This window comes from Pseudoselenomonas ruminantium (assembly GCF_900113715.1).
Classification (GTDB): domain Bacteria; phylum Bacillota; class Negativicutes; order Selenomonadales; family Selenomonadaceae; genus Selenomonas_A; species Selenomonas_A caprae.
Window position 1 is genome coordinate 135,631 of the sequence record NZ_FOQK01000004.1, and the last position, 24,783, is coordinate 160,413.

General features: G+C 55.8%; 27 protein-coding genes and 1 tRNA gene. All 28 read left to right on the top strand.

Features of this window, described 5'->3' with window-relative positions:
- Positions 1 to 56 precede the first annotated feature (56 nt).
- The 28 genes from hrcA (at position 57) to BM181_RS03525 (ending at position 24,780) form a co-directional block, all read left to right on the top strand.
- Complete coding sequence (hrcA, locus tag BM181_RS03385; RefSeq protein WP_075442415.1) at positions 57 to 1,091, top strand: heat-inducible transcriptional repressor HrcA; 1,035 nt, start codon at positions 57 to 59, stop codon at positions 1,089 to 1,091.
- A 65-nt stretch (positions 1,092 to 1,156) separates the two neighbouring features.
- Complete coding sequence (grpE, locus tag BM181_RS03390) at positions 1,157 to 1,759, top strand: nucleotide exchange factor GrpE (protein ID WP_075442416.1); 603 nt, start codon at positions 1,157 to 1,159, stop codon at positions 1,757 to 1,759.
- Between the two features lie 58 nt (positions 1,760 to 1,817).
- On the top strand, positions 1,818 to 3,674 hold the full coding sequence (gene dnaK / locus BM181_RS03395) for a molecular chaperone DnaK (RefSeq protein ID WP_075430457.1): 1,857 nt from the start codon (positions 1,818 to 1,820) through the stop codon (positions 3,672 to 3,674).
- Between the two features lie 71 nt (positions 3,675 to 3,745).
- Positions 3,746 to 4,900: a molecular chaperone DnaJ gene (dnaJ, locus tag BM181_RS03400; protein ID WP_075442417.1), complete on the top strand. Its 1,155-nt coding sequence runs from the start codon at positions 3,746 to 3,748 to the stop codon at positions 4,898 to 4,900.
- A 211-nt stretch (positions 4,901 to 5,111) separates the two neighbouring features.
- Positions 5,112 to 5,810, top strand: coding sequence for an HI0074 family nucleotidyltransferase substrate-binding subunit (locus tag BM181_RS15385; RefSeq protein ID WP_218150090.1), 699 nt, complete (start codon positions 5,112 to 5,114; stop codon positions 5,808 to 5,810).
- Positions 5,811 to 5,882: 72 nt separating this feature from the next.
- Positions 5,883 to 6,833 (top strand): 50S ribosomal protein L11 methyltransferase, encoded by a 951-nt coding sequence (prmA, locus tag BM181_RS03415; RefSeq protein ID WP_075442418.1) that lies wholly within the window; start codon positions 5,883 to 5,885, stop codon positions 6,831 to 6,833.
- Positions 6,830 to 7,570: a 16S rRNA (uracil(1498)-N(3))-methyltransferase gene (locus BM181_RS03420; protein ID WP_075442419.1), complete on the top strand. Its 741-nt coding sequence runs from the start codon at positions 6,830 to 6,832 to the stop codon at positions 7,568 to 7,570. Before prmA ends, BM181_RS03420 begins: the two co-directional genes overlap by 4 nt.
- A gap of 19 nt (positions 7,571 to 7,589) precedes the next feature.
- Positions 7,590 to 8,894: a tRNA (N(6)-L-threonylcarbamoyladenosine(37)-C(2))-methylthiotransferase MtaB gene (mtaB, locus tag BM181_RS03425; protein WP_075442420.1), complete on the top strand. Its 1,305-nt coding sequence runs from the start codon at positions 7,590 to 7,592 to the stop codon at positions 8,892 to 8,894.
- Positions 8,895 to 9,016: 122 nt separating this feature from the next.
- Positions 9,017 to 9,364, top strand: a complete 348-nt coding sequence (locus BM181_RS03430) for a histidine triad nucleotide-binding protein (protein WP_075442421.1) — start codon at positions 9,017 to 9,019, stop codon at positions 9,362 to 9,364.
- Between the two features lie 109 nt (positions 9,365 to 9,473).
- Complete coding sequence (gene rpsU / locus BM181_RS03435) at positions 9,474 to 9,656, top strand: 30S ribosomal protein S21 (protein WP_033170151.1); 183 nt, start codon at positions 9,474 to 9,476, stop codon at positions 9,654 to 9,656.
- 75 nt (positions 9,657 to 9,731) lie between these two features.
- A complete protein-coding gene (locus tag BM181_RS03440; RefSeq protein ID WP_075442422.1) occupies positions 9,732 to 10,178 on the top strand; it encodes a GatB/YqeY domain-containing protein in 447 nt (148 codons plus the stop codon).
- Between the two features lie 116 nt (positions 10,179 to 10,294).
- The gene (locus tag BM181_RS03445; protein ID WP_075442423.1) at positions 10,295 to 10,924 is read left to right on the top strand and encodes an NfeD family protein; all 630 of its coding nucleotides are present in this window, start codon (positions 10,295 to 10,297) and stop codon (positions 10,922 to 10,924) included.
- Positions 10,925 to 10,958: 34 nt separating this feature from the next.
- Positions 10,959 to 11,960 carry a flotillin-like protein FloA gene (floA, locus tag BM181_RS03450; protein WP_075442424.1) on the top strand — a complete coding sequence of 334 codons (1,002 nt, stop codon included), beginning with the start codon at positions 10,959 to 10,961 and terminating at the stop codon, positions 11,958 to 11,960.
- 10 nt (positions 11,961 to 11,970) lie between these two features.
- Positions 11,971 to 12,489 carry a hypothetical protein gene (locus tag BM181_RS03455; RefSeq protein ID WP_075442425.1) on the top strand — a complete coding sequence of 173 codons (519 nt, stop codon included), beginning with the start codon at positions 11,971 to 11,973 and terminating at the stop codon, positions 12,487 to 12,489.
- A 110-nt stretch (positions 12,490 to 12,599) separates the two neighbouring features.
- Positions 12,600 to 13,559 carry a polyprenyl synthetase family protein gene (locus BM181_RS03460; RefSeq protein WP_173371569.1) on the top strand — a complete coding sequence of 320 codons (960 nt, stop codon included), beginning with the start codon at positions 12,600 to 12,602 and terminating at the stop codon, positions 13,557 to 13,559.
- 56 nt (positions 13,560 to 13,615) lie between these two features.
- Complete coding sequence (gene tatA / locus BM181_RS03465; protein ID WP_075442426.1) at positions 13,616 to 14,056, top strand: twin-arginine translocase TatA/TatE family subunit; 441 nt, start codon at positions 13,616 to 13,618, stop codon at positions 14,054 to 14,056.
- Positions 14,057 to 14,240: 184 nt separating this feature from the next.
- Complete coding sequence (locus BM181_RS03470) at positions 14,241 to 14,459, top strand: Sec-independent protein translocase subunit TatA/TatB (protein WP_075442427.1); 219 nt, start codon at positions 14,241 to 14,243, stop codon at positions 14,457 to 14,459.
- Positions 14,460 to 14,474: 15 nt separating this feature from the next.
- Positions 14,475 to 15,254, top strand: coding sequence for a twin-arginine translocase subunit TatC (gene tatC / locus BM181_RS03475; RefSeq protein WP_075442428.1), 780 nt, complete (start codon positions 14,475 to 14,477; stop codon positions 15,252 to 15,254).
- Positions 15,255 to 15,279: 25 nt separating this feature from the next.
- On the top strand, positions 15,280 to 16,740 hold the full coding sequence (locus BM181_RS03480; RefSeq protein WP_075442429.1) for a menaquinone biosynthesis decarboxylase: 1,461 nt from the start codon (positions 15,280 to 15,282) through the stop codon (positions 16,738 to 16,740).
- Positions 16,737 to 17,585, top strand: a complete 849-nt coding sequence (locus BM181_RS03485) for a 4-hydroxybenzoate octaprenyltransferase (protein ID WP_082336143.1) — start codon at positions 16,737 to 16,739, stop codon at positions 17,583 to 17,585. Before BM181_RS03480 ends, BM181_RS03485 begins: the two co-directional genes overlap by 4 nt.
- A 23-nt stretch (positions 17,586 to 17,608) precedes the next feature.
- Positions 17,609 to 18,472, top strand: coding sequence for a bifunctional methylenetetrahydrofolate dehydrogenase/methenyltetrahydrofolate cyclohydrolase FolD (gene folD, locus BM181_RS03490; RefSeq protein WP_075442431.1), 864 nt, complete (start codon positions 17,609 to 17,611; stop codon positions 18,470 to 18,472).
- Positions 18,473 to 18,517: 45 nt separating this feature from the next.
- Positions 18,518 to 20,185 (top strand): formate--tetrahydrofolate ligase, encoded by a 1,668-nt coding sequence (locus BM181_RS03495; protein WP_075442432.1) that lies wholly within the window; start codon positions 18,518 to 18,520, stop codon positions 20,183 to 20,185.
- A gap of 186 nt (positions 20,186 to 20,371) precedes the next feature.
- Positions 20,372 to 21,115, top strand: a complete 744-nt coding sequence (locus BM181_RS03500; RefSeq protein WP_075442433.1) for a methylenetetrahydrofolate reductase — start codon at positions 20,372 to 20,374, stop codon at positions 21,113 to 21,115.
- Between the two features lie 71 nt (positions 21,116 to 21,186).
- Positions 21,187 to 22,029: a sulfide/dihydroorotate dehydrogenase-like FAD/NAD-binding protein gene (locus tag BM181_RS03505; protein ID WP_075442434.1), complete on the top strand. Its 843-nt coding sequence runs from the start codon at positions 21,187 to 21,189 to the stop codon at positions 22,027 to 22,029.
- Between the two features lie 3 nt (positions 22,030 to 22,032).
- Positions 22,033 to 23,439, top strand: a complete 1,407-nt coding sequence (gene gltA / locus BM181_RS03510; RefSeq protein ID WP_075442435.1) for an NADPH-dependent glutamate synthase — start codon at positions 22,033 to 22,035, stop codon at positions 23,437 to 23,439.
- Positions 23,440 to 23,540: 101 nt separating this feature from the next.
- Positions 23,541 to 24,116 (top strand): 3'-5' exonuclease, encoded by a 576-nt coding sequence (locus tag BM181_RS03515; RefSeq protein WP_075442436.1) that lies wholly within the window; start codon positions 23,541 to 23,543, stop codon positions 24,114 to 24,116.
- On the top strand, positions 24,113 to 24,610 hold the full coding sequence (locus BM181_RS03520; RefSeq protein ID WP_075442437.1) for a 2-thiouracil desulfurase family protein: 498 nt from the start codon (positions 24,113 to 24,115) through the stop codon (positions 24,608 to 24,610). Before BM181_RS03515 ends, BM181_RS03520 begins: the two co-directional genes overlap by 4 nt.
- A gap of 94 nt (positions 24,611 to 24,704) precedes the next feature.
- Positions 24,705 to 24,780: transfer RNA gene (locus BM181_RS03525), tRNA-Asn, on the top strand.
- Positions 24,781 to 24,783 lie beyond the last annotated feature (3 nt).

A 24,783-nucleotide genomic window follows, 5' to 3' on the forward strand; every position in this document is an offset into this window, starting at 1 on the left:
GCACTCATTGCTGTTGAGTGCTAACAGCGAAAGTGAATAAGGGAGGAGGGATGCAGATGCCCGAGCAGATTGACGAGCGCAAGCAGCGGGTGTTGAAAGCGATCATCGATGACTATATCGAGACAGCTGAGCCTGTCGGCTCGCGAACCTTGGCCAGGAAGCATGACCTTGGTGTCAGTCCGGCGACAATCCGCAACGAGATGGCGGATCTTGAGATGCTTGGTTATCTTGAGCATCTGCACACTTCCTCTGGACGGGTGCCGTCGTCGAAGGGATACCGCTTCTACGTGGATGGCCTGATCCCGCCGCAGCCGGTCAGCGCCGAAGAGAAGGCGCGCATCGACCGCTGGTACCAGTCGCGGGTCAAGCGCATCGAGGAAGTATTCCAGGAAACCGCGCATATCATTTCGCAGGTGACGAAGAATGTTTCCCTTGTGCTGGCCCCACAGGTCACGCAGGCTAAGTTCCGCTGCCTGCAATTCCTGCCGCTCGATGACCGCCGCGTCATCACGGTGCTCATGACCGATGCCGGGTTCATCGAGAACAAGATCCTCGAGATGCCGGATGGCTCGGTCTTCGAGGATTTCCAGCGCATGGCCAAGGTCATTAATGCGAACCTGGCAGGCCATTCGCTGCAGACAATCGAGCATCATTCGCTGGCACAGATACAGGACGAGATACAGGATCAGCTGCTGTATGAGTCGGCGCTGGAAATCATCCAGCGCGCGCTGGACTCAGGCAAGCATGAGCGCCTGTATCTCGGCGGGACGACACAGCTTTTGAGCCAGCCCGAGTTCCACGATGTGGAGAAGGTCAAGGAAATGCTCCTGATGCTGGAAGAAGAGGAGCTCATGAAAGATATCCTGCACGCGCATATGGGCGATGGCCTGGAGGTCACGATCGGGCAGGAGAATGAGAACCAGCACTTCAAGGACAGCAGCATTATCACGGCGACCTATCATCTCGATGGCGAGCTGCTGGGCACGATTGCTGTGCTGGGGCCGACCCGTATGGAGTACGCCAAGGCGATGAGCCTGCTGGAGTACATGAACACAAACCTTACCAATGTCATCAAACGCTTTCACTGGTAGAACCTGCTGGTGCTTAGCAAGATAATATATCCCCTTTGAAAGAGGTGAAGAAATTGCCATCATTCATGAAAGATGAATTGAAAAAGAAAGATGAGCAGAAACTTGACGAGATGCAGCAGGAAATCGATCAGGCAGCAATGACTGAGGAAGCTGAGGAAGAGGCACCTGAGGCGGCAGAGAATGCCGAAGCGGGCGCTGAGGAGCCAGCCGCTGACGATGCGCAGCAGCAGGTGGAGAAACTCACGGCGGAGCTCAAGGAGCAGACCGATCGGTCGTTGCGGCTGCAGGCTGACTTTGAGAACTTCCGCCGCCGCACGAGCAAGGAGAAAGAAGAACTTGCCGCTGTGGTGACCCAGGGCATCCTCAAGGATATGCTGCCGCTCCTCGATAACTTCGAGCGTGCTATGGCCGCTGAGGCCAAGGACGGCGAGGCTTTCCAGAAGGGCGTGGAGATGATCTTCACGCAGTTTGGTGAGGTGCTCAAGAAGAACGGTCTTGAGAAGATCGAGACCGAGGGGCAGAAATTCGACCCGAATTTCCATCAGGCCGTCATGCGTGTCCAGAACGAAGAGCTTGAGGACGATGATATCGCCCAGGAGCTCCAGAAGGGCTACATGGTCAAGGGCCGGGTGATCCGCCCGAGCATGGTGCAGGTCGTAGCCAACTAAAAGGTCAACAAAGTTTTATTTCCCATAGATTGCAAGATGTTTTTAGGAGGATTTCAAGATGTCTAAAGTTATTGGTATTGACTTAGGTACGACGAACTCCGTTGTATCTGTTATGGAAGGCGGCGAGCCGACGGTCATCACGAACCCGGAAGGCAGCCGTATCACCCCGTCCGTTGTCGGCTTCACGAAAGACGGACAGCGTCTCGTCGGCCAGCTGGCAAAGCGCCAGGCTGTTTCGAACCCGGATCGCACGATCGCGTCGATCAAACGCCACATGGGCGAGTCCGACTACAAAGTAACGGTTGACGACAAGAGCTATACGCCGCAGGAGATCTCGGCTATGGTCCTGCAGAAGCTCAAGGCTGATGCAGAGGCATACCTCGGTGAGACGGTCAGCCAGGCTGTCATCACGGTTCCGGCTTACTTCAACGACAGCCAGCGCCAGGCTACGAAAGACGCTGGTAAGATCGCCGGCCTAGAAGTCCTGCGTATCATCAACGAGCCGACGGCCGCTGCGCTGGCTTATGGCCTTGACAAGGATGATGACGAGACGATCCTCGTATTCGACCTTGGTGGCGGTACGTTCGATGTCTCGATCCTCGAGCTCTCCAGCGGCACCTTCGAAGTTCTCGCGACGAACGGCGATACGCACCTCGGCGGCGATGACTTCGACCAGGCTGTCATGGACTGGATGGTTGAGGAGTTCAAGAAAGAGAACAACATCGATCTCTCTCAGGACAAGATGGCTGCGCAGCGCCTCAAAGAGGCTGCAGAGAAAGCTAAGATCGAGCTTTCCAGCATGACCCAGACGAACATCAACCTGCCGTTCATCACGGCTGATGCTACGGGCCCGAAACATCTCGACCTCACGCTGTCGCGTGCGAAGTTCGATGAGCTCACGAGCAGCCTCGTTGAGCGCACGATGGAGCCGACCCGCAAGGCTATGGCTGATGCTGACCTCTCCGGCAGCGATATCAACAAGATCATCCTCGTCGGTGGTTCCTCCCGTATCCCGGCTGTCCAGGAAGCTATCCGCAAGTTCCTGGCCAAAGAGCCGTCGAAGGGTGTCAACCCGGATGAGTGCGTATCGGTTGGTGCTGCTATCCAGGGCGGTGTCCTTGTTGGTGAGGTCAAGGATGTCCTGCTTCTCGATGTAACGCCGCTGTCTCTCGGTATCGAGACGCTTGGTGGTGTCTGCACGAAGATCATCGAGCGCAACACGACGATCCCGACGCACAAGAGCCAGGTATTCTCCACGGCTGCCGACAACCAGCCGTCCGTTGATATCCATGTCCTGCAGGGCGAGCGCGAGATGGCTGCCGGCAACAAGACGCTGGGTCGCTTCGAGCTCTCCGATATCCCGCCAGCTCCGCGTGGGGTTCCGAAGATCGAGGTTTCCTTCGATATCGATGCCAACGGTATCGTGCATGTATCCGCTAAGGATCTCGGCACGGGCAAAGAACAGAAGATCACGATTCAGTCGGACGGCGGCATGACCAAGGAAGATATCGACCGCATGGTCAAAGAGGCTGAGGCACATGCAGCTGAGGACAAGAAGCAGAAAGAAGCCATCGATGTCAAGAACCAGGCTGACAGCTTCGTCTACCAGGCTGAAAAGACCATCAAGGATCTCGGCGACAAGGCTGACAAGGCTCAGGTTGCCAAGGTACAGGAAGGTGTCGACAAGGTAAAAGAGGCTCTGAAGAGCAACGATACCGAGACGATCAAGAAGGCTATGGAAGAGGCGCAGAAGCCGCTCTATGAGATGAGCGCAGCTGCTTATCAGCAGGCACAGGCTGCCGGTGCAGCTCAGGGCGCTGAGGGTGCTCAGCAGGCTGGTGCACAGCAGGATGCCAAGAACGACGACGATGTAGTCGATGCAGAGTATACGGAAGTCAAAGACGATAAGAAATAATCGGCGATTTTGATGGATGGATTGTTGGGAGCCTGCGGGCTCCCAACAATTATATTTAAGGATGGTGCAACGTGAGCGATAAACGCGATTATTATGAGGTGCTGGGCGTCGAGAAGGGCGCGTCGGCAGCGGAGATCAAGAAGGCCTATAAGAAAATGGCCCGCAAATATCATCCGGACCTCAACCGCGACGACCCGAAGACTGCCGAGGAGAAATTCAAGGAAGTCAACGAGGCCTACGATGTCCTCAAGGACCCCCAGAAGAAAGCCCAGTACGACCAGTTCGGTCATGCGGCCTTTGAAGGCGGCATGGGTGGTGGCGGCGGCTTTGGCGGTTTCGGCCAGGGTGGCTTTGGCGGCTTCGGTGGCGGCGGTATGGATGACATATTCGATATGTTCTTCGGCGGTGGCGGACGCCGCCAGTCGCGCGGCCCGCAGCCACAGCGCGGCAGCGATCTGCGCTATGATCTCGAGATCACCTTTGAGGAAGCGGCCTTCGGCAAGAAGGTCGAGCTCAACATCCCGCGTACGGATGAGTGCAGTGCCTGCCATGGCACGGGCGCAGCACCGGGCACCAGCCCGGAGACCTGCCCGGACTGCGGTGGTACGGGTACGCGCCAGACGGTGCAGAACACACCGTTTGGCCGCATGGTCAATCAGACGACTTGCGGCCGCTGCCACGGCACGGGCAAGATCGTCAAGAATCCTTGTGGGGAGTGCCATGGTACAGGCCGCAAGAAGGTGACGAGCAAGATCGAAGTCAGCATCCCGAAGGGAATCGACAACGGCCAGCGCGTGCGCGTGCGCGGCGGTGGCGAGGCGGGTACCCTCGGTGGCGGCAAGGGCGATCTTTACGTCTATGTGTTCATCAAGCCGCATAAGATCTTCCAGCGCCAGGGCAATGATGTTGTTGTCGAGGTGCCGGTATCCTTCGTGCAGGCTGCACTGGGCGATAAGATCCAGGTGCCGACCATCGATGGCACGGTTGAGATCAAGGTGCCGGCCGGCACGCAGTCGGGCAAGATCCTGCGCCTGCGTGAGAAAGGCATCCCGCATCTGCGCGGTACGGGCCGTGGTGACGAGCATGTAGTCATCAAGGTGCTGACCCCACAGAACCTCAATCAGCGTCAGAAGGAACTGCTGAAAGAGTTCGGTGAAATCAGCGGTGATAAAGTCAATCCGGAGCAGAAGAGCTTCCTGGATAATATAAAGAATCTCTTTAAATGATAACGAAATTGGAAGTAGCTAGATTATTCTTTAGCTGCTTCCAGTTTTTATTTTTGCGCAAAAGGATTTCTTTTATATGCAGGTAAGATATATGGTATACTAGCAAGAGAAATCAGTAGTCTGGGGGACGTTATGCAAATAGCAGAAAACGTCGTAGTGCCGCTGAAGAGGTTGAAGGCATCATTCAGCGGAAAATTATGGAGAAACTGTTATGAGTAATTACCAGCTTGATCGTGACTTGATTGTCGAGATTGTCAACATAGCTAAGGCACACAAGATAGAAAAAGTATTGCTTTTTGGTTCTCGGGCACGCGGTGATAATAAAGCGCATAGCGATATCGATTTGGCCATTGCTGGTGGCGATACCTTGGGGTTTTCGCTAGATGTTGAGGAAAAGACTAATACATTATTGTCGTTTGATGTAGTAGATATGAATGAGTTGATAACGGAGAATTTGCGGCAAGAAATCAAGCGCGATGGGATTGATTTGTATCGATTGGGATGTGCTGAAATGAAGAAATATGAATCCTTTGCAAACTGCTTGACGGTATTGGAACGAGCGGATCATATGATGGCAAAGAAAAATGAAATTTATCGGATGGGAATCATTGGTCAGTTTAACTTGACGTTTGAACTGGCATGGAAATCCTTGAAAGAAGTGCTGGAACTATATGGTGTAGCAGAGGCAGCTACTGGTTCGCCGCGGGAGATATTCAAGGCAGCGTATAAATTAGGCTGGCTATCCGATGAGAAAATCTGGTTGGATATGCTGAAAAAACGCAATATTGCCATTCATGTTTACGATGAAGATAGAGCGTTACTCGTAATGGAAGCAATCTTTACTAGTTATATAACGGCATTACAGGCTTTGCGGGAAGAATTGCAAAAACGGTTGGAGGGTATCGGGTGATATATTTCCTTGTGTTTTACAGGCAATGCCTATATAATTAGATAATTGCTAAAGGAAAAGGAGCGATGTATTTTGAAATGGGCAGAAGTAAGTATCCTGACCACGCATGAAGCCACGGATGTGGTGGCTGAAATCTATCATGATATCGGTGCGCAGGGCGTTGTCATCGAGGATCCGGAACTCCTGAACAGCTATATCGATTCGGGGATGTGGGATTTTTCTGATATCCAGCGTGCCGAGAATACGGAGATTGTCACGGTCAAGGCATATCTGCCCATGGATGAAGACCTCGATAGCAGACTTCGTGATTTCGAGCAGCGTATCAAGGCATTCCGCGAGATCGAAGGCGATGGCATCACGAAGGGGTCCTGTGAGATTTCCTGGAAATCCGTCCAGGATGAGGATTGGTCCGATAACTGGAAGAAGTATTTCCATCCCGAAAAGGTCGGTGGCATGATCGTCATCAAGCCGACCTGGGAGGACTATACGGCAAGCCCTGACGATATCGTCATCGAGCTCGATCCTGGTGCGGCCTTTGGTACGGGCACCCATCCGACGACGGCCATGTGCATCCGCGAGCTTGAGAAGCTCGTGCGCGGCGGCATGCGGGTATTTGATGTCGGCACAGGGTCGGGTGTCCTGTCGATTGCGGCGGCCAAGCTCGGGGCTACGGATGTCACGGCGATGGACTATGACCGCACGGCGGTCAATGTGGCGGCTGAGAATATCCGTGCCAACCATGTGGAAGATACCGTGCAGACGGGAATCAGCGATATCTTGAAGTCTTTTGCAGGCAAGGCGGATCTCATTGTCGCCAATATCATCGCCGATATCATCATCCGTCTGTTCGAAGAATTGGATGAGCATCTGGCAGAGGGCGGCAAGCTGCTGGCTTCAGGCATCATCACGGAGCGTGTAGCCGATGTGACCGAGGCTTGCCTGGCGCATGGCTTCGTGGTCGATAAGGTCATCGAGGAAAAGGGCTGGGCAGCTATGGTCATCAGCCGTGGTGATGAAAAATGAGGCGGCTCTTCTACAAGGGGCTGCTGGCCGATACGATCGAGATCACGGGCAGCGATGCCCATCATCTCATGCATGTGATGCGCGCCAAGGCCGGCCAGGAAATCCTCGTCGTCGATGATGAGAATCAGGTGGCACGCATGGAGATGACGGCTTTCCGCGAAGATGCGGTGACGCTGGCGCTCAAGGAGCGTTTGGAGGCTGACACGGAGTCGCCGGTCGAGCTCGTGCTCGCTCAATGCCTGCTGAAGGCCGACAAGATGGATATGGTCGTCCAGAAGGCGGTGGAGCTGGGGGCTGTCGGGGTGATTCCCGTGCGCAGCCAGAACTGCGTCGTGCGCTATGACGACAAGAAGGCAGCGGCGCGGCAGCAGCGCTGGCAGAAGATTGCCGACGAGGCAGCCAAGCAGTGCGGACGCACGGCGCTTCTGGAGGTTGCGCCTGTCACGGCTATCGGCGAGCTGCTGGCTGCGGAGCAGAAGGCAGAGGACAGCGTGCTGGTCTTTTTCTACGAGAATGAGAGCGAGCAGACGGTCAAGGAATACCTGCGGGCAGTAAAGGCCAAGCGCATCGTGCTGCTGGTAGGCCCGGAGGGCGGCTTCTCGCTTGCTGAGGCACAGGCTGTCGCGGCGGCTGGCGGCCGCAGTGTGACGCTGGGGCCGCGCATCCTGCGCGCAGAGACGGCGGCACTGGCTGCGCTGACTGTCGTGCAGTATGAAAAAGGTGATTTAGGAAGTTGATAGGAGAGGAAGGAATACATTGCCAAAGGTGGCATTAACGACACTGGGCTGCAAGGTCAACCAGTTTGAAACCGAAACAATGGAAGGTCTGTTCAAGCAGAAAGGGTATGAGATCGTGCCCTTTGAGGAAACGGCAGACTTCTATGTCATAAATACCTGCTCGGTCACGAGTCTCGGCGACCGCAAGTCGCGGCAGATCATCCGCCGGGCACAGCGCCAGAATGAGCAGGCGATCATCGCGGTCTGTGGCTGCTATTCGCAGGTGCATCCTGAGGAAATCAAGGCAATCGAAGGAGTGCGCGTCGTGCTGGGCACGAAGGAGCGCAGTCAGATCGTCGAGCTGGTCGAGCAGGCGGCCCGCGAGGATGGCATCATCGATGAGGTTGGCAATATCATGGAAGCCCGTGATTTTGAGGACATTCCGCTTTACGATATGCCGCAGCGCACGCGCGCATTCCTCAAGATCGAGGATGGCTGCCAGAATTTCTGCTCGTACTGCATCATCCCTTATGCGCGCGGCCCGGTCAAGTCCCGGCATCTCGACAAGATCCATGCCGAGGCAAAGAAACTCGTTGCCGCAGGCTTCAAGGAAATCGTGCTGACGGGCATCCATCTTGGTGCTTATGGCCGCGATCTTGCGGGCGAGGTCACGCTGGCCGATGCCTGCCGTGAGGTCTTGAAGGTCGAGGGGCTCAAGCGGCTGCGTCTGGGCTCGCTGGAGTCCATCGAGCTGTCGCCGGATCTCTTTGAGCTTATCCGCAGCGATGAACGCTTCTGTGCGCATCTGCATCTGCCGCTGCAGGCCGGTTCGGATTCCGTGCTCAAGGATATGAACCGCCATTACGATACGGCTGAGTTTGCCCGCCTGATTGAGCATGTCGAACGTGAAGTACCGGGAGTGGCTGTGTCGACGGATATCATTGTGGGTTTCCCTGGCGAGACGGAGGAACAGTTCCAGCAGGGGCTCGCGTTCGTCGCTGCGATGAATTTCTCGCGCATGCACGTATTCCCCTATTCGCGCCGCAGCGGTACTCCGGCAGCTGAGCGCAAGGACCAGATCCCCGACCCGGTCAAGAAGGAGCGGGCCCATCGCATGCAGGAACTGGCTGTACGTAAGACGCAGGAATTCCATCAGCAGTTCCTCGGCAAGACGCTGCGCGTATTGTTTGAGACGGATACGGACGGTATCACGGACGGCCTGACGGACAATTATATCCGCGTCTACACCGATGATGCCGTCGTCTGTGGCGATCTTTATGAGGTCGAGCTCGAACGCCTTTACCGCGATGGCGTCTGGGGCAAGGTCACAGAGAAGGTAAAATAATTTTCACGGTTTAGCAGGGAATTCGCGATTCTTAGCGAATTACTATAAAAGTATCGTGTTTGCGGCCATTTTTCTGGCAGGCACTCACGCAAAGAGCAAATCCAGCAAAGGAGGTGTTATCGATGGCAGATTGTATTTTTTGCAAGATTGCGCAGAAGGAGATCCCTTCCAGTCTTGTCTATGAGGATGAGCAGGTTGTAGCATTCAAAGACCTTGAGCCGCAGGCTCCGGTCCATGTGCTGGTCATTCCGAAGAAGCATGTGGAAAGTGTTCTGGCACTCACGGCTGAGGATAAAGCGATGGTGTCGCATATCCTGGTGGATGTCGTGCCGCAGCTGGCCCGTGAACTCGGTGTAGACGAGAAAGGCTTCCGTGTCGTCACGAATACGGGGGCAGAAGGTGGCCAGAGCGTCAAGCATCTGCATTTCCACCTCTTGGGCGGCCGTTCCATGCAGTGGCCGCCGGGCTGATAAGTCTTGCGATTATGTGTTGACATGACTTGCTTGGCTGATGTATAATTGTGTGGTGTAGTTATGAAAACACAAACTCCCAAGTTAAGTGGAGGGGGGGAAATGATAGATGGCAAACGAAATCAAAGTTGGTAAAAACGAATCGATCGATAGTGCTCTCCGCCGCTTCAAGCGTATGTCCCAGAAAGCTGGTACGCTGGCTGAAGTGAGAAAACGTGAACATTACGAGAAACCGAGCGTTCGCCGCAAGAAGAAATCTGAGGCAGCTCGTAAACGCAAGTTCCGCGGTTAATCCTTGGATGATTTGCGTGAGGCGCCTGCCCTTGGTGGCAGGCGCCTCATTTACTTATAGAAAGAAGGAAGCAATATGTCACTGAAAGAACAGCTGACGACTGATATGAAAGAGGCCATGAAATCCCATGACAAGGATCGTCTGGCCGTTATCCGCATGGTCCGTGGCGCCATCCGCCAGCAGGAAATCGATGGGCAGAAGGAACTCAGCGATGAAGATGTCATTGCCGTCATGAGCAAGGAAATCAAGATGCGCAAGGATTCCATCGAAGAGTTCAAGAAGGGTGGACGTGAGGATCTCATCGCCAAGACGCAGGCAGAGATCGATGTGCTGATGCCGTATATGCCGGCGCAGCTCTCTGAGGACGAGGTACGTGAGCTCGTCAAGGCAGCTGTCGCCGAGACCGGCGCGGCGACGCCGAAGGATATGGGCAAGGTCATGGGGGCACTGATGCCGAAGGTCAAGGGCCGTGCCGATGGCAAGCTCGTCAATACGCTTGTCCGCAGCATGCTGCAGGGCTGATAGCCTTCAGGAAGCTTCTTCCGTTTGCGAACGGGGGAGGCTTTTTTGTTTGCAGGCAGCAAAGAAGGTTATTTTTAATGATTAGCGAATATAATAGATGATGGAGGTGATATATCATGGATTTCGTGAGTATTCCAGTGCTGCAGACGTTGTTGCTGGCGATCATGTTCCTGGCCGTCTTTGTGGAGATAAAGACGGGCGGGATGGGTGCAGGCATACTGCTGGGGCTGGTTGCTGCTGGCGTATTCTGGGGCAGCCAGTACGTCAAAGGGCTCGTGGATCTTTATCAGATAGCCATCTTTCTCGCGGGGATACTCTGCATCATCGTGGAGATGCTGCTGCCGACGGTAGGCCTGCTGGCTGGTGTAGGTGTGGCGGCGATGCTCTATAGTGTCGTGCTGGCATTGGGGGGCGACATCAATGCGCTCTATGCCATGCTGATCGCATTCACAGCTGCTATCGTGCTCTTTGCCCTTATCGTGAAGCGGCTGCCATCGAGCAGGCTGTGGTCCCATGTGGTGCTCAAGGATCAGTCGCGGACGAATCGCGGCTATGTGAGCTCAACGCCGAAAGACAATCTGCTCGGCAAGACCGGCGAGGTGCTCAGCGAGCTGCGGCCAGCTGGCTCGGCACTCATCGATGGTGTGCCGGTGGATGTGGTGTCTGAGGGCGTATTCGTAGCGAAAGGTACGGCTGTCCGCGTCGTTGCTGTTGAAGGCAGCCGGGTGGTCGTGCGCAAGTCGTGAGTTTTCAGGTAACAAGGTTTTATAGGAGGTTCGTATGGTTGGATTGATTGGTTCTGGATTCTTTTTGGTATTGCTGATTGCGTTTATCATGATCTTCCTGCATTTTGTGCCGCTGGGCCTTTGGATCTCGGCATTGGCAGCTGATGTGCGGGTCGGTATCATCACGCTGGTTGGTATGCGCATGCGCCGCGTGCCGCCGGCAAAGATCATCCTGCCGCTCATAAAGGCCAATAAGGCGGGGCTGGATGTGGTAGTCAACCAGCTGGAGGCGCATTATCTGGCTGGCGGTAATGTCGATAAGGTCGTGGATGCCCTTATCGCGGCACATCGGGCGCAGATCCCTCTGCCATTCGAACGCTCGGCAGCTATCGACCTGGCTGGCCGCGATGTGCTGGAAGCTGTGCAGATGAGCGTAAATCCGAAGGTCATCGAGACGCCGGTGGTTTCGGCAGTGGCCAAGAATGGCATTGAGCTCAAGATCAAGGCGCGGGTCACGGTACGTGCCAATATCGACCGTCTGGTCGGTGGTGCTGGCGAGCCGACAATCATCGCGCGTGTTGGCGAGGGCATCGTCACGACGGTCGGCTCCTCCGACAGCCATAACGACGTACTGGCCAATCCGGATGATATCTCGAAGACGGTCCTGGGCAAGGGCCTTGATGCTGGTACGGCTTTTGAGATCCTGTCCATCGATATCGCCGATGTCGATGTCGGACGCAACATCGGTGCCGAGCTCCAGACGGACCAGGCTGAGGCCGACAAGCGCATCGCCCAGGCGAAGGCTGAGGAGCGCCGGGCTATGGCTGTGGCGAAAGAGCAGGAGATGAAGGCTTATACGCAGGAGATGGAGGCTAAGGTCGTCGAGGCACAGGCCGAAGTCCCTCATGCCATGGCGCAGGCTCTGCGCGAGGGCAAGCTCGGGGTCATGGATTACTACAACCTCAACAATGTCCAGGCTGATACCGATATGCGCAACGCGATAAGCAATGCCGATGGACAGGTGAAGAATCAGGCACCGATTGCACCGGTAAAATAAGGAGGACATCATGGATACTATCCTGATGATTGTCTTGTTTGCTTTGTTTGCCGTATTGTCGGACAAGATCGGGCAGAAGCCCAAGGTGCCAAGACGGCCGCGGGAGGAAGGCAGCCAGCTGCCACCGCCGGCCCCTGCGCCCTGGCCGCGCAAGGCACCGGCACCGAAGCAGACGGGCAGGCTCGGCTTCGAGATCCCCGAACTGCGCAATGATCCGTCGGCGCCACGCGAGACGGAAACGGCTGCTCCGGATACGGTCTGGCAGCAGGAGCAGGAAGCGCGGGCAAGAGAGGCTGACCGGCAGCGTGCGCTGGCCTATGAGCGCCAGCGGGCAGAGGAAGAGGCCCGCATACGCGCGGCTGAACTCGCTGCGTATGAACAGCAGGCCAAGGTGAAGCTGCCGTCACCAGACCCGGCGCGCCGCAGACTGCGTATCCCGGCGCTGACGCCAGCGAAGGCACAGCAGGCCGTCATCCTGGCGGAGATACTAGGGCGGCCCAAGGCTTATCGCAACCGGCCACGACGATAAATTTTATCTAGTATGACGATGACAAAAATCGCGAAATGTAGTACAATACTATAATATATGTGACAAAACAAGAACGAGAGATTTTGTAGGTGATGAATGTGTCAAACCCCATGTTTGATGTAATCGAAGCGGATCTGAAGGAGCTCAATGAGGGACTGATCGGGGCAGTTACCTCTCCGGTAGATCTCGTGACGGAAATAGGAACACATTTGGTGACGGCGGGCGGCAAGCGCATCCGTCCGGCACTTTGCCTGTTGGCAGCCCATGGCGGCCCTGCATACAGCTTGGAACGCCTTTTGCCTTTGGCGGAGGCCTTGGAGCTTATCCACACGGCATCGCTGGTCCACGATGATGTCATCGATGAGGCCGATACGCGCCGTGGCTGCATCACCGCCAATGCGAAATGGGACAACCAGATAGCGATCCTCAGTGGCGATTATATCTTTGCCCGGGCGTTTGGCCTCATTGCCGAGGGCGATTATGGCAACTATGTATCGAAGCGTCTGGCCGAGCTGGTCTGCAATCTGAGTGTCGGTGAGATCATCCAGGATCATACGGTCTATCAAGCGGTCAAGGATCTCGACAACTACTACAACCGCATCCAGAAGAAGACGGCGGATTTCCTGGAAATCTGCTGTGAGCTCGGTGCCTTTGTCGGCGGCATGAGCAAGGAAGATGTCCAGAAGCTGGCAGAATACGGTCATTGCATCGGCATGGCTTTCCAGATCACCGATGACCTGCTGGACATCCAGCAGACGTCGGAGAAGATCGGCAAGCCGGCTGGCAACGATATCCGCCAGGGTATCGTGACGCTGCCGGTCATCCATGCGCTCAGTGTCAGCCCGGATGCTGCCGAGCTCGAGGGCATCGTGACCGATTCGGCTATGACGGATGAGATGGTTGCGCGGGCGCTGGCTATCGTCAAGGCGACCGACGGCGTCGATGTGGCTATGGCCAAGGTCGACGAATATCTTGACCGGGCACGCAGTGTGCTGCCGGATAGCCTGGCACCGGAGATCCGTGAGGCCTTTGTCATGGTGGCTGACTTTATCGGTGATCGTGATTTTTGATGATATCGTTAGAAAGATTCAGTGCTCGTTGAGCATGAAGCGTGGAGGAATTAGTTATGTTTGGAATCGGTGTTCCCGAGCTTATCCTGATTTTAGTGGTTGGCTTGATTGTTTTTGGCCCTGGCAAGCTGCCTGAGGTTGCGCGCTCGTTAGGCAAAGGCATCCGGGAGTTCAAGAAAGCGACGAATGTGCTGTCGCAGGCTATCAACGCACCGGAGCAGGCACCTGTCCAGCAGCAGGCTGCCGCACAGCCGCAGCAGCCGGTGCAGGCACAGCAACAGCCAACACCTGCTGCTGCACCAGCGGAAACGCAGCCCTCTGCGCCGGTGAATCCCGTAGCTGCACAGCCGTATCCGGCGAATGAGCAGGCACCGACAGCTCCGCAGGCTGCGGCATCCCAGCCGGCGCCTGCCGCTCCCGTTGCTCCGTCCTATCAGGCCCCGACGCAGGATTCGGTACGCCAGCAGATCCAGGAGCAGGCCAAGAAAGCAGAATAAAGTATCCCGCAAGCGGGAAGGAAGGCCATCACTGCCAGCGGCAGTGATGGTTTTTGTTATATGCATCATAAGGATTTCATATGCAGCCTGTAACAAGATTCATTGAGATTTTTATGGTTTTTCGTTATAATAGAAACGAATAAATACCGTCGCGTTAATGAATTGTTTTTAGGAGGATATTTCTATGTTTAGTCCATGGCAAGCCGGAATTGTAGTATTGATTGCGCTCGTTATCTTTGGACCCAGCCGTCTGCCGGAAATCGGCAAGGCTCTTGGAAAGGGCATCCGTGAGTTCAAATCGAGTGCTACTGGCGAAGAAGCGAAGCCGGAAGAGAAGCTGATGACCAATGTAACGGAGCAGCCGAAGGAACTGCCGCCGAAATCGGATACGACGAAGCAGTAAGCCAGGTGGAGTTACATGGCAGAAGAGAAACAATATGAAGAGATAGCGGCTCCCAAACCACGGGGAGTCATAGAGCCGGGCTCGGTGGAGTATGTCCAGGATGATGGCAGCATGTCGCTGGTCGCGCACCTGACCGAACTCCGCAGCCGGCTGATCAAATGCCTGGTGGCAGTAGCGCTTGGCAGCTGTGTAGGGTATTATTTCATCGAAGAAATCATGCATTACATCACCCTGCCAGCCGGCAAGCTCTACTATATGCAGCCATCCGAGGCATTTTTCACGTATCTGAAGGTTGCCTGTGTGGCGGGATTCCTGCTGGCTTTGCCAATCGTATTCTGGCATATCTGGCGCTTTTTCCTGCCGGCTCTTACCCATAAGGAGCGGGCAGTCCTCGGCATTGTCGTGCCGACTTCGGTCATCCTGTTCTTTGCAGGCTTGGCCTTTTCGTTTTTCCTGGTACTGCCGGCTGGCATCCGCTTCTTCATGGGCTTCAACAGTGCTGAGCTCGAGGCGATGTTTTCGGTCAACAAGTACTTCGATTTTGTCATCATGTTCGTGATGCCCTTTGGCTTCATCTTTGAGCTGCCGCTCGTCATCACGATCATGGGCAAGATGGGCATCATAACTTCGGAATTTCTGAAGAAGTACCAGCGCATCATCATTTTCCTGTCGTTCGTGGCCGGAGCCCTGATCACGCCGACGCCGGATGTGTTCACGCAGTCGATGATTGCGCTGCCGATCATTGTGCTTTACGAGGTCGGCTATTTTATCGTTCGTTATGTCCTGCGACGCTGAAGCAGGGCTTTAGGGAGGAAATAATTTGGCTTTTAAGGATTTACGGGAATTCATCGCGGAGCTCGAGAAACGCGGCCTGCTCAAGCGTATCCAGACGGAGGTAGACCCTGAGCTGGAAATCACGGAAATCACGGACCGTGTGTCCAAGATGGAAGGCGACAAGAATGTGGCCCTGCTGTTTGAGAATGTCAAGGGGTCCAAGATGCCGGTACTCATGAATGCCTTCGGCAGCTATGAACGCATGGCACTGGCACTGGGGGTAGAGAAGCTCGACGATGTCGCCGATGAACTGCGTGAGATGATGAAGCTGCCGTATGTTTCATTGCAGAACAAGATGAGCGTGGTCACGATGATCCCGATGATCAAGCGCGCCATCAATTTCCCGAAATATGTGAAGAATGCACCGTGCCAGGAAGTGGTGGAGACGGAGAATCCGAACCTTGACGAGATTCCTATCCTCAAGTGCTGGCCGGATGATGGCGGCCCGTTCGTCACGCTGCCGCTGGTGTTCACGAAGAACCCCAAGACGGGCAAGCGCAATGTGGGCATGTACCGCTTGCAGAAGTACGACAGCCGCACGACGGGCATGCATTGGCATATCCACAAGAACGGCGCCGAGAACTTCCGCGACACGAAGGCACAGGGCGGTGACCGCATCGAGGCGGCTGTGGCTATCGGTACCGATCCGGTGGTGACCTACGCGGCGACGGCACCGCTGCCGCGGGATATCGACGAGATGGTCTTCGCTGGTTTCCTGCGTCATAAATCCGTCGAGATGGTCAAATGCAAGACGGTCGATATCGAAGTGCCGGCCAATGCGGAAATCATCCTCGAGGGCTATGTCATGACGGATGAAGTCCGCCGCGAGGGCCCTTTTGGCGATCATACGGGCTATTATTCGCTGGCTGACGATTATCCGGTATTCCATATCACGGCCATCACCCACCGCAAGGACGCCATCTACTCGTCTACGGTGGTCGGCAAGCCGCCGATGGAGGACTGCTATCTGGCCAAGGCCACGGAGCGCATCTTCCTGCCGCTTTTGCAGCAGATGCAGCCGGAGATCCTCGATATCAACATGCCGCTGGAGGGCGTGTTCCATGACTGCTGCATCGTATCCATCAAGAAGTCCTATCCGATGCAGGCCCGTAAGGTCATGCATGCACTCTGGGGCATGGGCCAGATGATGAACGTTAAGATGATCATCGTCGTCGATGCCCATGTCAATGTCCAGGATCTGAAGGAGGTCTGGTGGCGCGTCTACAATAACATCGATGCCAAGCATGACCTCGAGATCGTCGAGGGGCCGCTCGATGTGCTTGATCACTCCTCGCCGATGGCGAAGTGGGGCGCCAAGCTCGGCATTGATGCCACGAAGACCTGGCCGGAAGAGGGGCATACCCGTGAGTGGCCGGAAGAGATCAGCATGTCTGAGGAAATCCGCCAGAAGGTCGATGCCAAGTGGAAGGAGCTTGGTCTCGATTGATTAATATCAAAGCACATATCAATAACGTTGCGCTGCATCATACGATCTTCGACCTGCCCTTTGCGTTCATGGCGGCGCTGCTGGCCGCTGGCGGCCAGCCATCCCTGCATGATCTTTTCTGGATTGCGCTGGCCATCACGACAGGCCGGGCTGCGGCGCTGGCGATGGATAATCTGGCCGATGTCAAATACGACAGCCAGCAGCCGCGCATGCAGTACCGCGCCATGGTGAAGGGCGATATTTCCAAGCGGGAGGCAAAGATCTTCATTGTCATATGCCTGGGATTGATGGTGGCTTCGGTCACGCAGCTGCATCCCATCTGCATCTACCTGCTGCCGATTGCCGCGATCCCGTTCATGATCTATCCGTTCACGAAGCGTTTCACGGGTTGGTGCCATCTGTTCCTGGGCCTTGCCATCGGCATGGCGCCGGCTGGCGGCTGGGTAGGTGTCAGCGGCCAGATAACGGCACCGATGGTGCTACTGTGCATCGCCGTGGCGCTCTGGATCGGCGCATTCGATGCCATGTACGGGGCGCAGGACGAAGCCTTCGACAAGAGCCAGGGCTTGCATTCGCTGGCGACCGAGTACGGTGCTGAAGGGGCCTTCAAGATTGCTGTGGCCCTGCATATCGTCTGTGTTGCATGCTTCTTTGCTGTCGGCGTGATGCTGCAATTGCATTGGCTTTACTATATCGGCGTCGGCATTGCTGCCGGAACGCTGGTATATCAGCATAAAATCGTCAGCCCGACGGATTTTTCGCGGGTGACCCAACGCTATTTCATGCGCAATGGCATCGTATCGGTAGCCATCTGCGTATGCACCTGGCTCAGCTTTCTGTTCTGAGCCGTATACCTAGGGGGGACTTTATGTCAGCAAGAATTTTGGAAGGAAAAGTCTTTGCACAGCAGTTCAAGGAGGATGCAGGCCGCAGGGCGGAAGCCCTGCGGGAGAAATACGGTGTGGATCCGGGACTGGCCGTCATCATCGTCGGCAGCAATCCGGCATCGCAGGTCTATGTCTGCAATAAGAACAAAGCTTGTGAAGAGCTCGGGATTTATTCAGAGGTCGTGGAGATGCCGGAGACGACAACGAAGCAGGAGCTTATCGCCAAGATCGATGAACTCAATCTCGATAGGCGCATCCACGGCATCCTTGTACAGCTGCCGCTGCCGGCACAGATAGCCAAGGATGAGGCTGAGATCCTCAACCGCATCGACCCGGCCAAGGACGTGGATGGCTTCCATCCGGTCAATGTGGGGCGGCTCGTGACCGGTGAGGATGGGCTCGTCCCGTGTACGCCGGCAGGCTGCATCCGCATGCTGGAGCTGGCGGACATTCCCCTGGATGGGAAACGGGCCGTTGTCATCGGCCGCAGCAATATCGTCGGCAAGCCGATGCTTCATCTGCTGCTGGGCAAGAATGCGACCGTGACTATCTGCCATTCGCATACGGAAAATCTTGCTGAGATCACGCGTGAGGCTGATGTCCTCGTGGCTGCCATCGGCAAGCCGAACTTTGTCACGGCGGATATGGTCAAGCCGGGAGCAACGGTCATCGATGTCGGCATCAACCGCATTGCCCCGAAGAAGCTTGTGGGCGATGTGGATTTTGCGGCCGTCAAGGAAGTGGCCGGGGCAATCACGCCAGTGCCGGGAGGTGTAGGACTCCTGACGGTGGCCATGCTCATGCAGAATGTTGTCAAGGCCGCCGAAACGGCAGCCTGCAAATAAAACCGAATATCTTTCACGGAAACAAACAGAGGAGAAGAAAGCCTAATGAAAACTGATGTGGAGATTGCTCAGGAAGCAGAGATGCAGGACATCCGGAAAATCGCCGAGAAACTGGAAATCTCGGAAGATGAACTGGAACTCTATGGTAAGTATAAGGCCAAGGTTACCCTGGATGCCTGGCAGCAGGTCAAGGATCGTCCGAACGGCAAGCTCGTTCTCGTGACGGCCATCAACCCGACGCCGGCTGGCGAAGGCAAGACAACGACAAGTGTAGGGCTTGCCGATGCCTTCCATAAGCAGGGCAAGAAGGTAGCTGTGGCTTTGCGCGAACCGTCGCTGGGGCCGTGCTTTGGTCTCAAGGGCGGCGCTGCTGGTGGCGGCTATGCCCAGGTAGTGCCGATGGAGGATATCAACCTGCATTTCACCGGTGACTTCCATGCAATCACGACGGCCCATAATCTGCTGGCCGCTGTCCTTGATAACCATATCCAGCAGGGGAATGCATTGGATATCGATGTGCGCCGTGTCGTCTGGAAACGCGTGCTGGATCTCAATGACCGCGCGCTGCGCCATGTCGTCATCGGCATGGGGGGCAAGGCTCACGGCGTGCCGCGGGAGACCGGTTTTGATATCACAGTGGCCTCGGAGATGATGGCTATCCTGTGTCTGGCGTCGGGCCTTGAGGATATGAAAAAGCGTCTCGGCGAAATCGTGGTCGCTTATACCCGGGATGGCCGTGCGGTCCGTGCCAAGGAACTCAATGTCACGGGGGCATTGACGCTGCTGTTCAAGGATGCCATCAAGCCGAACCTCGTGCAGACGCTGGAGGGGACGCCGGCCTTTATCCACGGCGGCCCCTTCGCCAATATCGCCCATGGCTGCAACAGCGTCATGGCCACGAAGTTCGCGCTGAAGTTTGCGGACTATGTCGTCACGGAGGCCGGCTTCGGTGCTGACCTCGGGGCTGAGAAATTCCTTGACATCAAGTGCCGTTTCGCCGGTATCCATCCCGATGCTGTCGTCATCGTGGCCACGGTACGTGCGCTCAAGATGCATGGCGGCCTTGATAAGAAGGAGCTTGACCATGTCGATATGGCAGCGCTTGAAAAGGGCTTGGCCAATCTCACGAAGCATATCGAGAACATCCAGAAGTTTGGCTTGCCAGCCGTTGTGGCCATCAATGCCTTCCCGACGGATACGAAGGAAGAACTCAGCTTTGTGGAGAAGAAATGCAACGAGCTCGGTGCAGAAGTCGCTTTGTCAGAGGTATGGGCCAAAGGCGGTGCGGGCGGCCTGAAACTGGCGGAGAAAGTTGAAGAAGCTTTTGCCAAGAAGAACGACTTCCATTTCCTGTATGAGACGGAGCAGTCCATTCCAGAAAAGATCACGGCCATCGCGCGTGAGATCTATGGTGCGGATGGTGTTGATTTCACGGCAGCAGCGAAAAAGCAGCTGCAGGAAATCGAGGCGCTGGGCTTTGACAAGATGCCGGTCTGCATGGCCAAGACGCAGTATTCCCTGTCGGATGATGCGGCCAAGCTCGGACGCCCGGAAGGGTTCCGCATCACGGTGCGCGAGCTGCGCGTAGCTGCTGGTGCCGGCTTCATCGTCGCCTTGACGGGCAACATCCTTACGATGCCAGGCCTGCCGAAGAAACCGGCGGCTGAAAATATGGATATCGATGAAAGCGGCAAGATCACGGGGCTTTTCTGACAGGAAGGCCGGATCTGCTGGTTTATCTGCGTTAAAGCGCATGGGGAGAGACCTCCTCATGCGCTTTATTTTATCATTAGCGGTATTTATCTGTGTGATTTTCCAGCTACTTGCAAAATACATAAAAAACCCTTACAATATGATTTATGTAATTCATAACCATGAGAAAAAGTCGGAGGGCAGCCTATGAAACGTGTATCCGTTGAGCTCGTGCCGCGTGACGAAGAAACGCTGCGCGCTGAACTCGCGCTCTTGCAGCAGTATCAGGACAAGATCGACGTCATCAATATCCCCGACCTGCTGCGCTTTGAGACGCGCAGCTGGCAGGGGGCGGCGATGGCTAAGGAGTATTTCCCCGATGCCATGCCGCATATCCGCGCGATGGACATCAATCTTGAGGAAGAACTGCCGATGAAGGACTATCTGCGTGCGCATGATATCCGCGAGGTACTCGTCATCGAGGGTGATCCTCCCCAGCGCATGACCCATGCGGTCTATCCGACGGAGAGCACCGATGTCATCCGCAAGTTCCGCGAGGAGATGCCAGAGGTCACGGTCTATGCGGGTATTGACCAGTACCGCAGCTCGATGCGCCATGAGCTTTACCGCATCCACCGCAAGGTCCAGGCTGGTGCCAAGGGCTTTTTCACCCAGCCGTTCTATGACAGGCGGCTGCTCGAGATATATGCTGATATGCTGTCTGGCCTTGAGGTATACTGGGGCGTATCGCCGGTCATGAATGCCGGTTCGCAGAGTTACTGGGAGCGCAAGAACAATGTCGTCTTCCCGCAGGCTTTCGAGCCTAGCCTGGAGTGGAGCGTACAGTTCTCGCGCGAGGTCATGGAGCTGGCTGACAAGATGGATGCGAGCCTCTATCTGATGCCGATCCGCACGAATCTCGAGGAATATCTGGCCGGGGTATTCCGCTGACAACGGCAAGTGAGCAAATGAGACCGCAGGCAATTGCGGATACTGTTGTATATGTATTAGGAGAGTGAACCATGTTTAAGATCCTGAAGAAAGAGGAGCTTTCCCCGAATGTCTTCTCGATGGATATCGATGCGCCGCGCGTGGCTAAAAAGGCCCAGGCAGGACAGTTCATCGTCCTGCGCGTGGATGAGAAAGGCGAGCGCATCCCGCTGACGATTGCCAACTTCAACCGTGAGACGGGTGTCGTCAATATCGTCTTCCAGGTCATCGGCGCTTCGACGATGGCGCTGGCAGCTGTGGAGCCGGGCGAGTCGATCATCGATTTTGTCGGTCCGCTGGGGCAGCCGTCGGAAATCAAGAAATTTGATGGTACGGTTGTCGTCGTCGGTGGTGGTATCGGTGTCGCACCGACGTTCCCGATTGCCCGTGCCATGAAAGAGGCTGGCAACAAGGTCATCGCCATCATGGGTGCCAAGACGAAGGACATCCTGATCATGGAAGATGAGATGAAGGCAGTGACCGATGAGATCCTCATCACGACCGATGATGGTTCACGCGGCATCAAGGGCTTCGTTACCTATGCCGTACAGGAGCTGGCCCAGCGCGGGGAGAAGATCGCGCAGATCACGGCTATCGGCCCGGTCATCATGATGAAGAGCGTTGCTGACTGCACGCGCGAGCTCGGCATCCCGACGGTGGTCAGCCTCAATCCGATCATGGTTGACGGTACGGGCATGTGCGGCGGCTGCCGCGTCCAGGTCGGCGAGGAGACGAAGTTCGCCTGCGTTGATGGCCCGGAGTTCGATGGACACCTTGTCGATTTCAACGCCCTCATGAGCCGCCAGCGTATGTACCGCGACCTCGAGGCCGAGGAAAAAGACCATATCTGCAACATCGGACTGGGGAGGAAGTAAGCAATGGCTCTGTCTTTGAAGAAACACGAAATGCCGGTACAGGACCCGAAAGTCCGTGCCCATAATTTTGACGAAGTAGCCTTGGGCTACGATGAAGAAACGGCTGTCGCTGAGGCTGAGCGCTGCCTGCACTGCAAGATCCCGCAGTGCCGCAAGGGCTGCCCGGTGTCGGTCGACATCCCGGAGTTCATCGGCAAGATCAAAGAGCGCGATTTTGACGGCGCTATCGAGAAAATCAAGGAAGCCAATGCGCTGCCAGCTGTCTGCGGCCGTGTCTGCCCCCAGGAGAACCAGTGCGAGAAATACTGCGTGCTGGCCAAGAAGGGCGAGTCGGTTGGCATCGGCCGTCTCGAGCGTTTTGTTGCTGACCGCCATATGGCCAAGAATGAGGAAGTGAAACCGATCGCCTTTGCCGAAGATGCGCAGAAGGTAGCCGTACTGGGCTCTGGCCCCTCCGGCCTTTCCTGTGCTGGTGACCTGGCCAAGAAGGGCTACAAGGTCACGGTCTTCGAGGCGCTGCATAAGGCTGGCGGCGTCCTGTCCTACGGCATCCCGGAATTCCGCCTGCCGAAGGATAAAGTCGTCAAGAAGGAAATCGAGAACATCGAGAAGCTCGGTGTCCGATTCGAGCTTGATTCGGTGGCTGGCCGTCTGTTCACAGTGGATGAGCTTATGGAAGAAGAGGGCTTTGATGCTGTATTCATCGGTACGGGGGCTGGCCTGCCGCGTTTCCAGGGCATCCCGGGCGAGGGGCTCAACGGTGTTTACTCGGCCAATGAGTTCCTGACGCGCTGCAATCTGATGAAGGCCTATAAGTTCCCTGAATATGCGACGCCAATCAAGGTCGGCAAGAATGTCGCTATCATCGGCGGCGGCAATGTTGCTATGGATGCAGCCCGCACGGCCCTGCGCCTGGGCGCGGAGCATGTCTATATCGTCTATCGCCGCAGCGAGGCTGAGCTGCCGGCCCGCAAGGAGGAAGTCGAGCATGCCAAAGAAGAGGGCATCGACTTCAAGCTGCTCAATAATCCGGTCGAGATTCTTGGTGATGAGAATGGCTGGGTCAAGGGCATGACCTGCATCCGCATGGAACTCGGTGAACCCGATGAGTCGGGGCGCCGCCGGCCGGTGGCTGTTGCGGGCTCAGAGTTTGAGCTGGCTGTCGATACGGTCATTGTCTCCATCGGTACGGGGCCGAATCCGATCATCGCGCATACGACACCGGGCCTTGCGACGACCAAACGCGGCAACATCGAGGCCGATGAAGAGTCCTGCGCCACGTCCAAGCCGGGCGTATTCGCTGGTGGCGATATCGTAACGGGTGCTGCCACGGTAATCCTCGCCATGGGGGCAGGCCGCAAGGCAGCAGCTGCTATTGACGAGTATTTGCAGAAAAAGAAGAACAACTGATAGAACCATATTCGGTCAAGGGTGACCGCAGGTAGTCCGTCCCGGCAGTATCAGAAGCTGGGGCGGATTTATCGTTGGTTCAAGGGAGAGGGAAACAGGAAATGAATTTTGCTGCCATTGACTTCGAGACGGCAACGTCGGCCAGGGATTCTGCCTGCAGCGTAGCTGTCGTCGAGGTCAAGGAAGGAAAACTTTATGATTCGTATTACACGCTGATCCAGCCGCCGGGGAACCGTTATAACTGGTTCAATACGCGCATCCATGGCATCACGCGTGAGGATACGGCTGCGGCGCCGTGCTTTGCAGCTATATGGCCGGAACTGCGGCAGCATCTCGAGGGGCGGATCGTCGTGGCACACAATGCCCGCTTCGATATGGGCGTGCTGGGAGCCTGCCTAGCGAGGGAAGGCCTGGCAACGCCGGACTTTGCATACTGCGACACGGTCGCTATTTCGCGCAAGGCCTGGCCGGAGCTTGCCAATCATAAGCTTGATACGGTGGGCAGTTTCCTGCATATCGAGTTCAATCATCACAATGCATTGGATGATGCGCGCACCTGCGCGTATATCCCCGTGGCGGCTGCCAAGGAGATGGCAGTGGACAGCCTGCAGGGACTGACGGCTCAGCTGGGGATACGGGTGCAGCCATTTGGTGTGAGAAAGGGGAGTAGACGATGATTTTAGTAAGTGCATGTCTGCTGGGACATAAGGTGAAATACAGTGGCGGGGCCAATACTCACGAACTGCTGCTCAAGTATAACGAGCGGGGCCGGTTCATCGCGGTCTGTCCCGAATGCTTTGCGATGCTGCCCGTGCCGCGTCCTTGCGTAGAGCTCCAGGGCGGTACAGGCAAGAAGGTTTTGTCGGGCAAGGCTAAGGCCATGGATGAGAATGGGCGGGATATGACGCAGTATTTCCTGACCGGTGCCGACAAGGTGCTCAAGATAGCCGAAGCCTATCATGCGAAGGTGGCGATCCTCAAGGAAGGCAGCCCATCCTGCGGCGTCAAGAAAATCTACAATGGCAATTTCGAAGACAAGAAGATCAAGGGTCAGGGCGTGACGACGGCCCTGCTGCAGAAGCATGGCATCACGGTCTATTCGGACAAGGATATGACGGTGGGCCGCTTGGAGGAACTCATCGCTGAGGATATGCGCCGCGACCGCATCTGAAAAATTTTTTCATGATATGAAAAAAAGGGGTTGCATTATGCGAAGAAATCCCGTATAATATCTTTTGTTGACACGAGAGTGTCACAAGAGTTATTCCTCGATAGCTCAGCCGGTAGAGCACCTGACTGTTAATCAGGCTGTCGCAGGTTCGAATCCTGCTCGAGGAGCCATAT

Excerpts from the sequence above, each read along its gene's own strand:
- BM181_RS03420 (WP_075442419.1), top strand. The coding sequence starts at position 6,830 with ATGAGGCGGCTCTTCTACAAGGGGCTGCTGGCCGATACGATCGAGATC.
- floA (WP_075442424.1), top strand. The coding sequence starts at position 10,959 with ATGGTTGGATTGATTGGTTCTGGATTCTTTTTGGTATTGCTGATTGCG.
- BM181_RS03520 (WP_075442437.1), top strand. The coding sequence starts at position 24,113 with ATGATTTTAGTAAGTGCATGTCTGCTGGGACATAAGGTGAAATACAGT.
- BM181_RS03470 (WP_075442427.1), top strand. The coding sequence starts at position 14,241 with ATGTTTAGTCCATGGCAAGCCGGAATTGTAGTATTGATTGCGCTCGTT.
- dnaK (WP_075430457.1), top strand. The coding sequence starts at position 1,818 with ATGTCTAAAGTTATTGGTATTGACTTAGGTACGACGAACTCCGTTGTA.
- BM181_RS03460 (WP_173371569.1), top strand. The coding sequence starts at position 12,600 with ATGTTTGATGTAATCGAAGCGGATCTGAAGGAGCTCAATGAGGGACTG.
- hrcA (WP_075442415.1), top strand. The coding sequence starts at position 57 with ATGCCCGAGCAGATTGACGAGCGCAAGCAGCGGGTGTTGAAAGCGATC.
- rpsU (WP_033170151.1), top strand. The coding sequence starts at position 9,474 with ATGGCAAACGAAATCAAAGTTGGTAAAAACGAATCGATCGATAGTGCT.
- grpE (WP_075442416.1), top strand. The coding sequence starts at position 1,157 with ATGAAAGATGAATTGAAAAAGAAAGATGAGCAGAAACTTGACGAGATG.
- tatA (WP_075442426.1), top strand. The coding sequence starts at position 13,616 with ATGTTTGGAATCGGTGTTCCCGAGCTTATCCTGATTTTAGTGGTTGGC.
- BM181_RS03495 (WP_075442432.1), top strand. The coding sequence starts at position 18,518 with ATGAAAACTGATGTGGAGATTGCTCAGGAAGCAGAGATGCAGGACATC.
- tatC (WP_075442428.1), top strand. The coding sequence starts at position 14,475 with ATGGCAGAAGAGAAACAATATGAAGAGATAGCGGCTCCCAAACCACGG.
- BM181_RS03455 (WP_075442425.1), top strand. The coding sequence starts at position 11,971 with ATGGATACTATCCTGATGATTGTCTTGTTTGCTTTGTTTGCCGTATTG.
- gltA (WP_075442435.1), top strand. The coding sequence starts at position 22,033 with ATGGCTCTGTCTTTGAAGAAACACGAAATGCCGGTACAGGACCCGAAA.
- folD (WP_075442431.1), top strand. The coding sequence starts at position 17,609 with ATGTCAGCAAGAATTTTGGAAGGAAAAGTCTTTGCACAGCAGTTCAAG.
- BM181_RS03505 (WP_075442434.1), top strand. The coding sequence starts at position 21,187 with ATGTTTAAGATCCTGAAGAAAGAGGAGCTTTCCCCGAATGTCTTCTCG.
- BM181_RS03440 (WP_075442422.1), top strand. The coding sequence starts at position 9,732 with ATGTCACTGAAAGAACAGCTGACGACTGATATGAAAGAGGCCATGAAA.
- BM181_RS15385 (WP_218150090.1), top strand. The coding sequence starts at position 5,112 with ATGAGTAATTACCAGCTTGATCGTGACTTGATTGTCGAGATTGTCAAC.
- BM181_RS03500 (WP_075442433.1), top strand. The coding sequence starts at position 20,372 with ATGAAACGTGTATCCGTTGAGCTCGTGCCGCGTGACGAAGAAACGCTG.
- BM181_RS03430 (WP_075442421.1), top strand. The coding sequence starts at position 9,017 with ATGGCAGATTGTATTTTTTGCAAGATTGCGCAGAAGGAGATCCCTTCC.
- BM181_RS03445 (WP_075442423.1), top strand. The coding sequence starts at position 10,295 with ATGGATTTCGTGAGTATTCCAGTGCTGCAGACGTTGTTGCTGGCGATC.
- BM181_RS03515 (WP_075442436.1), top strand. The coding sequence starts at position 23,541 with ATGAATTTTGCTGCCATTGACTTCGAGACGGCAACGTCGGCCAGGGAT.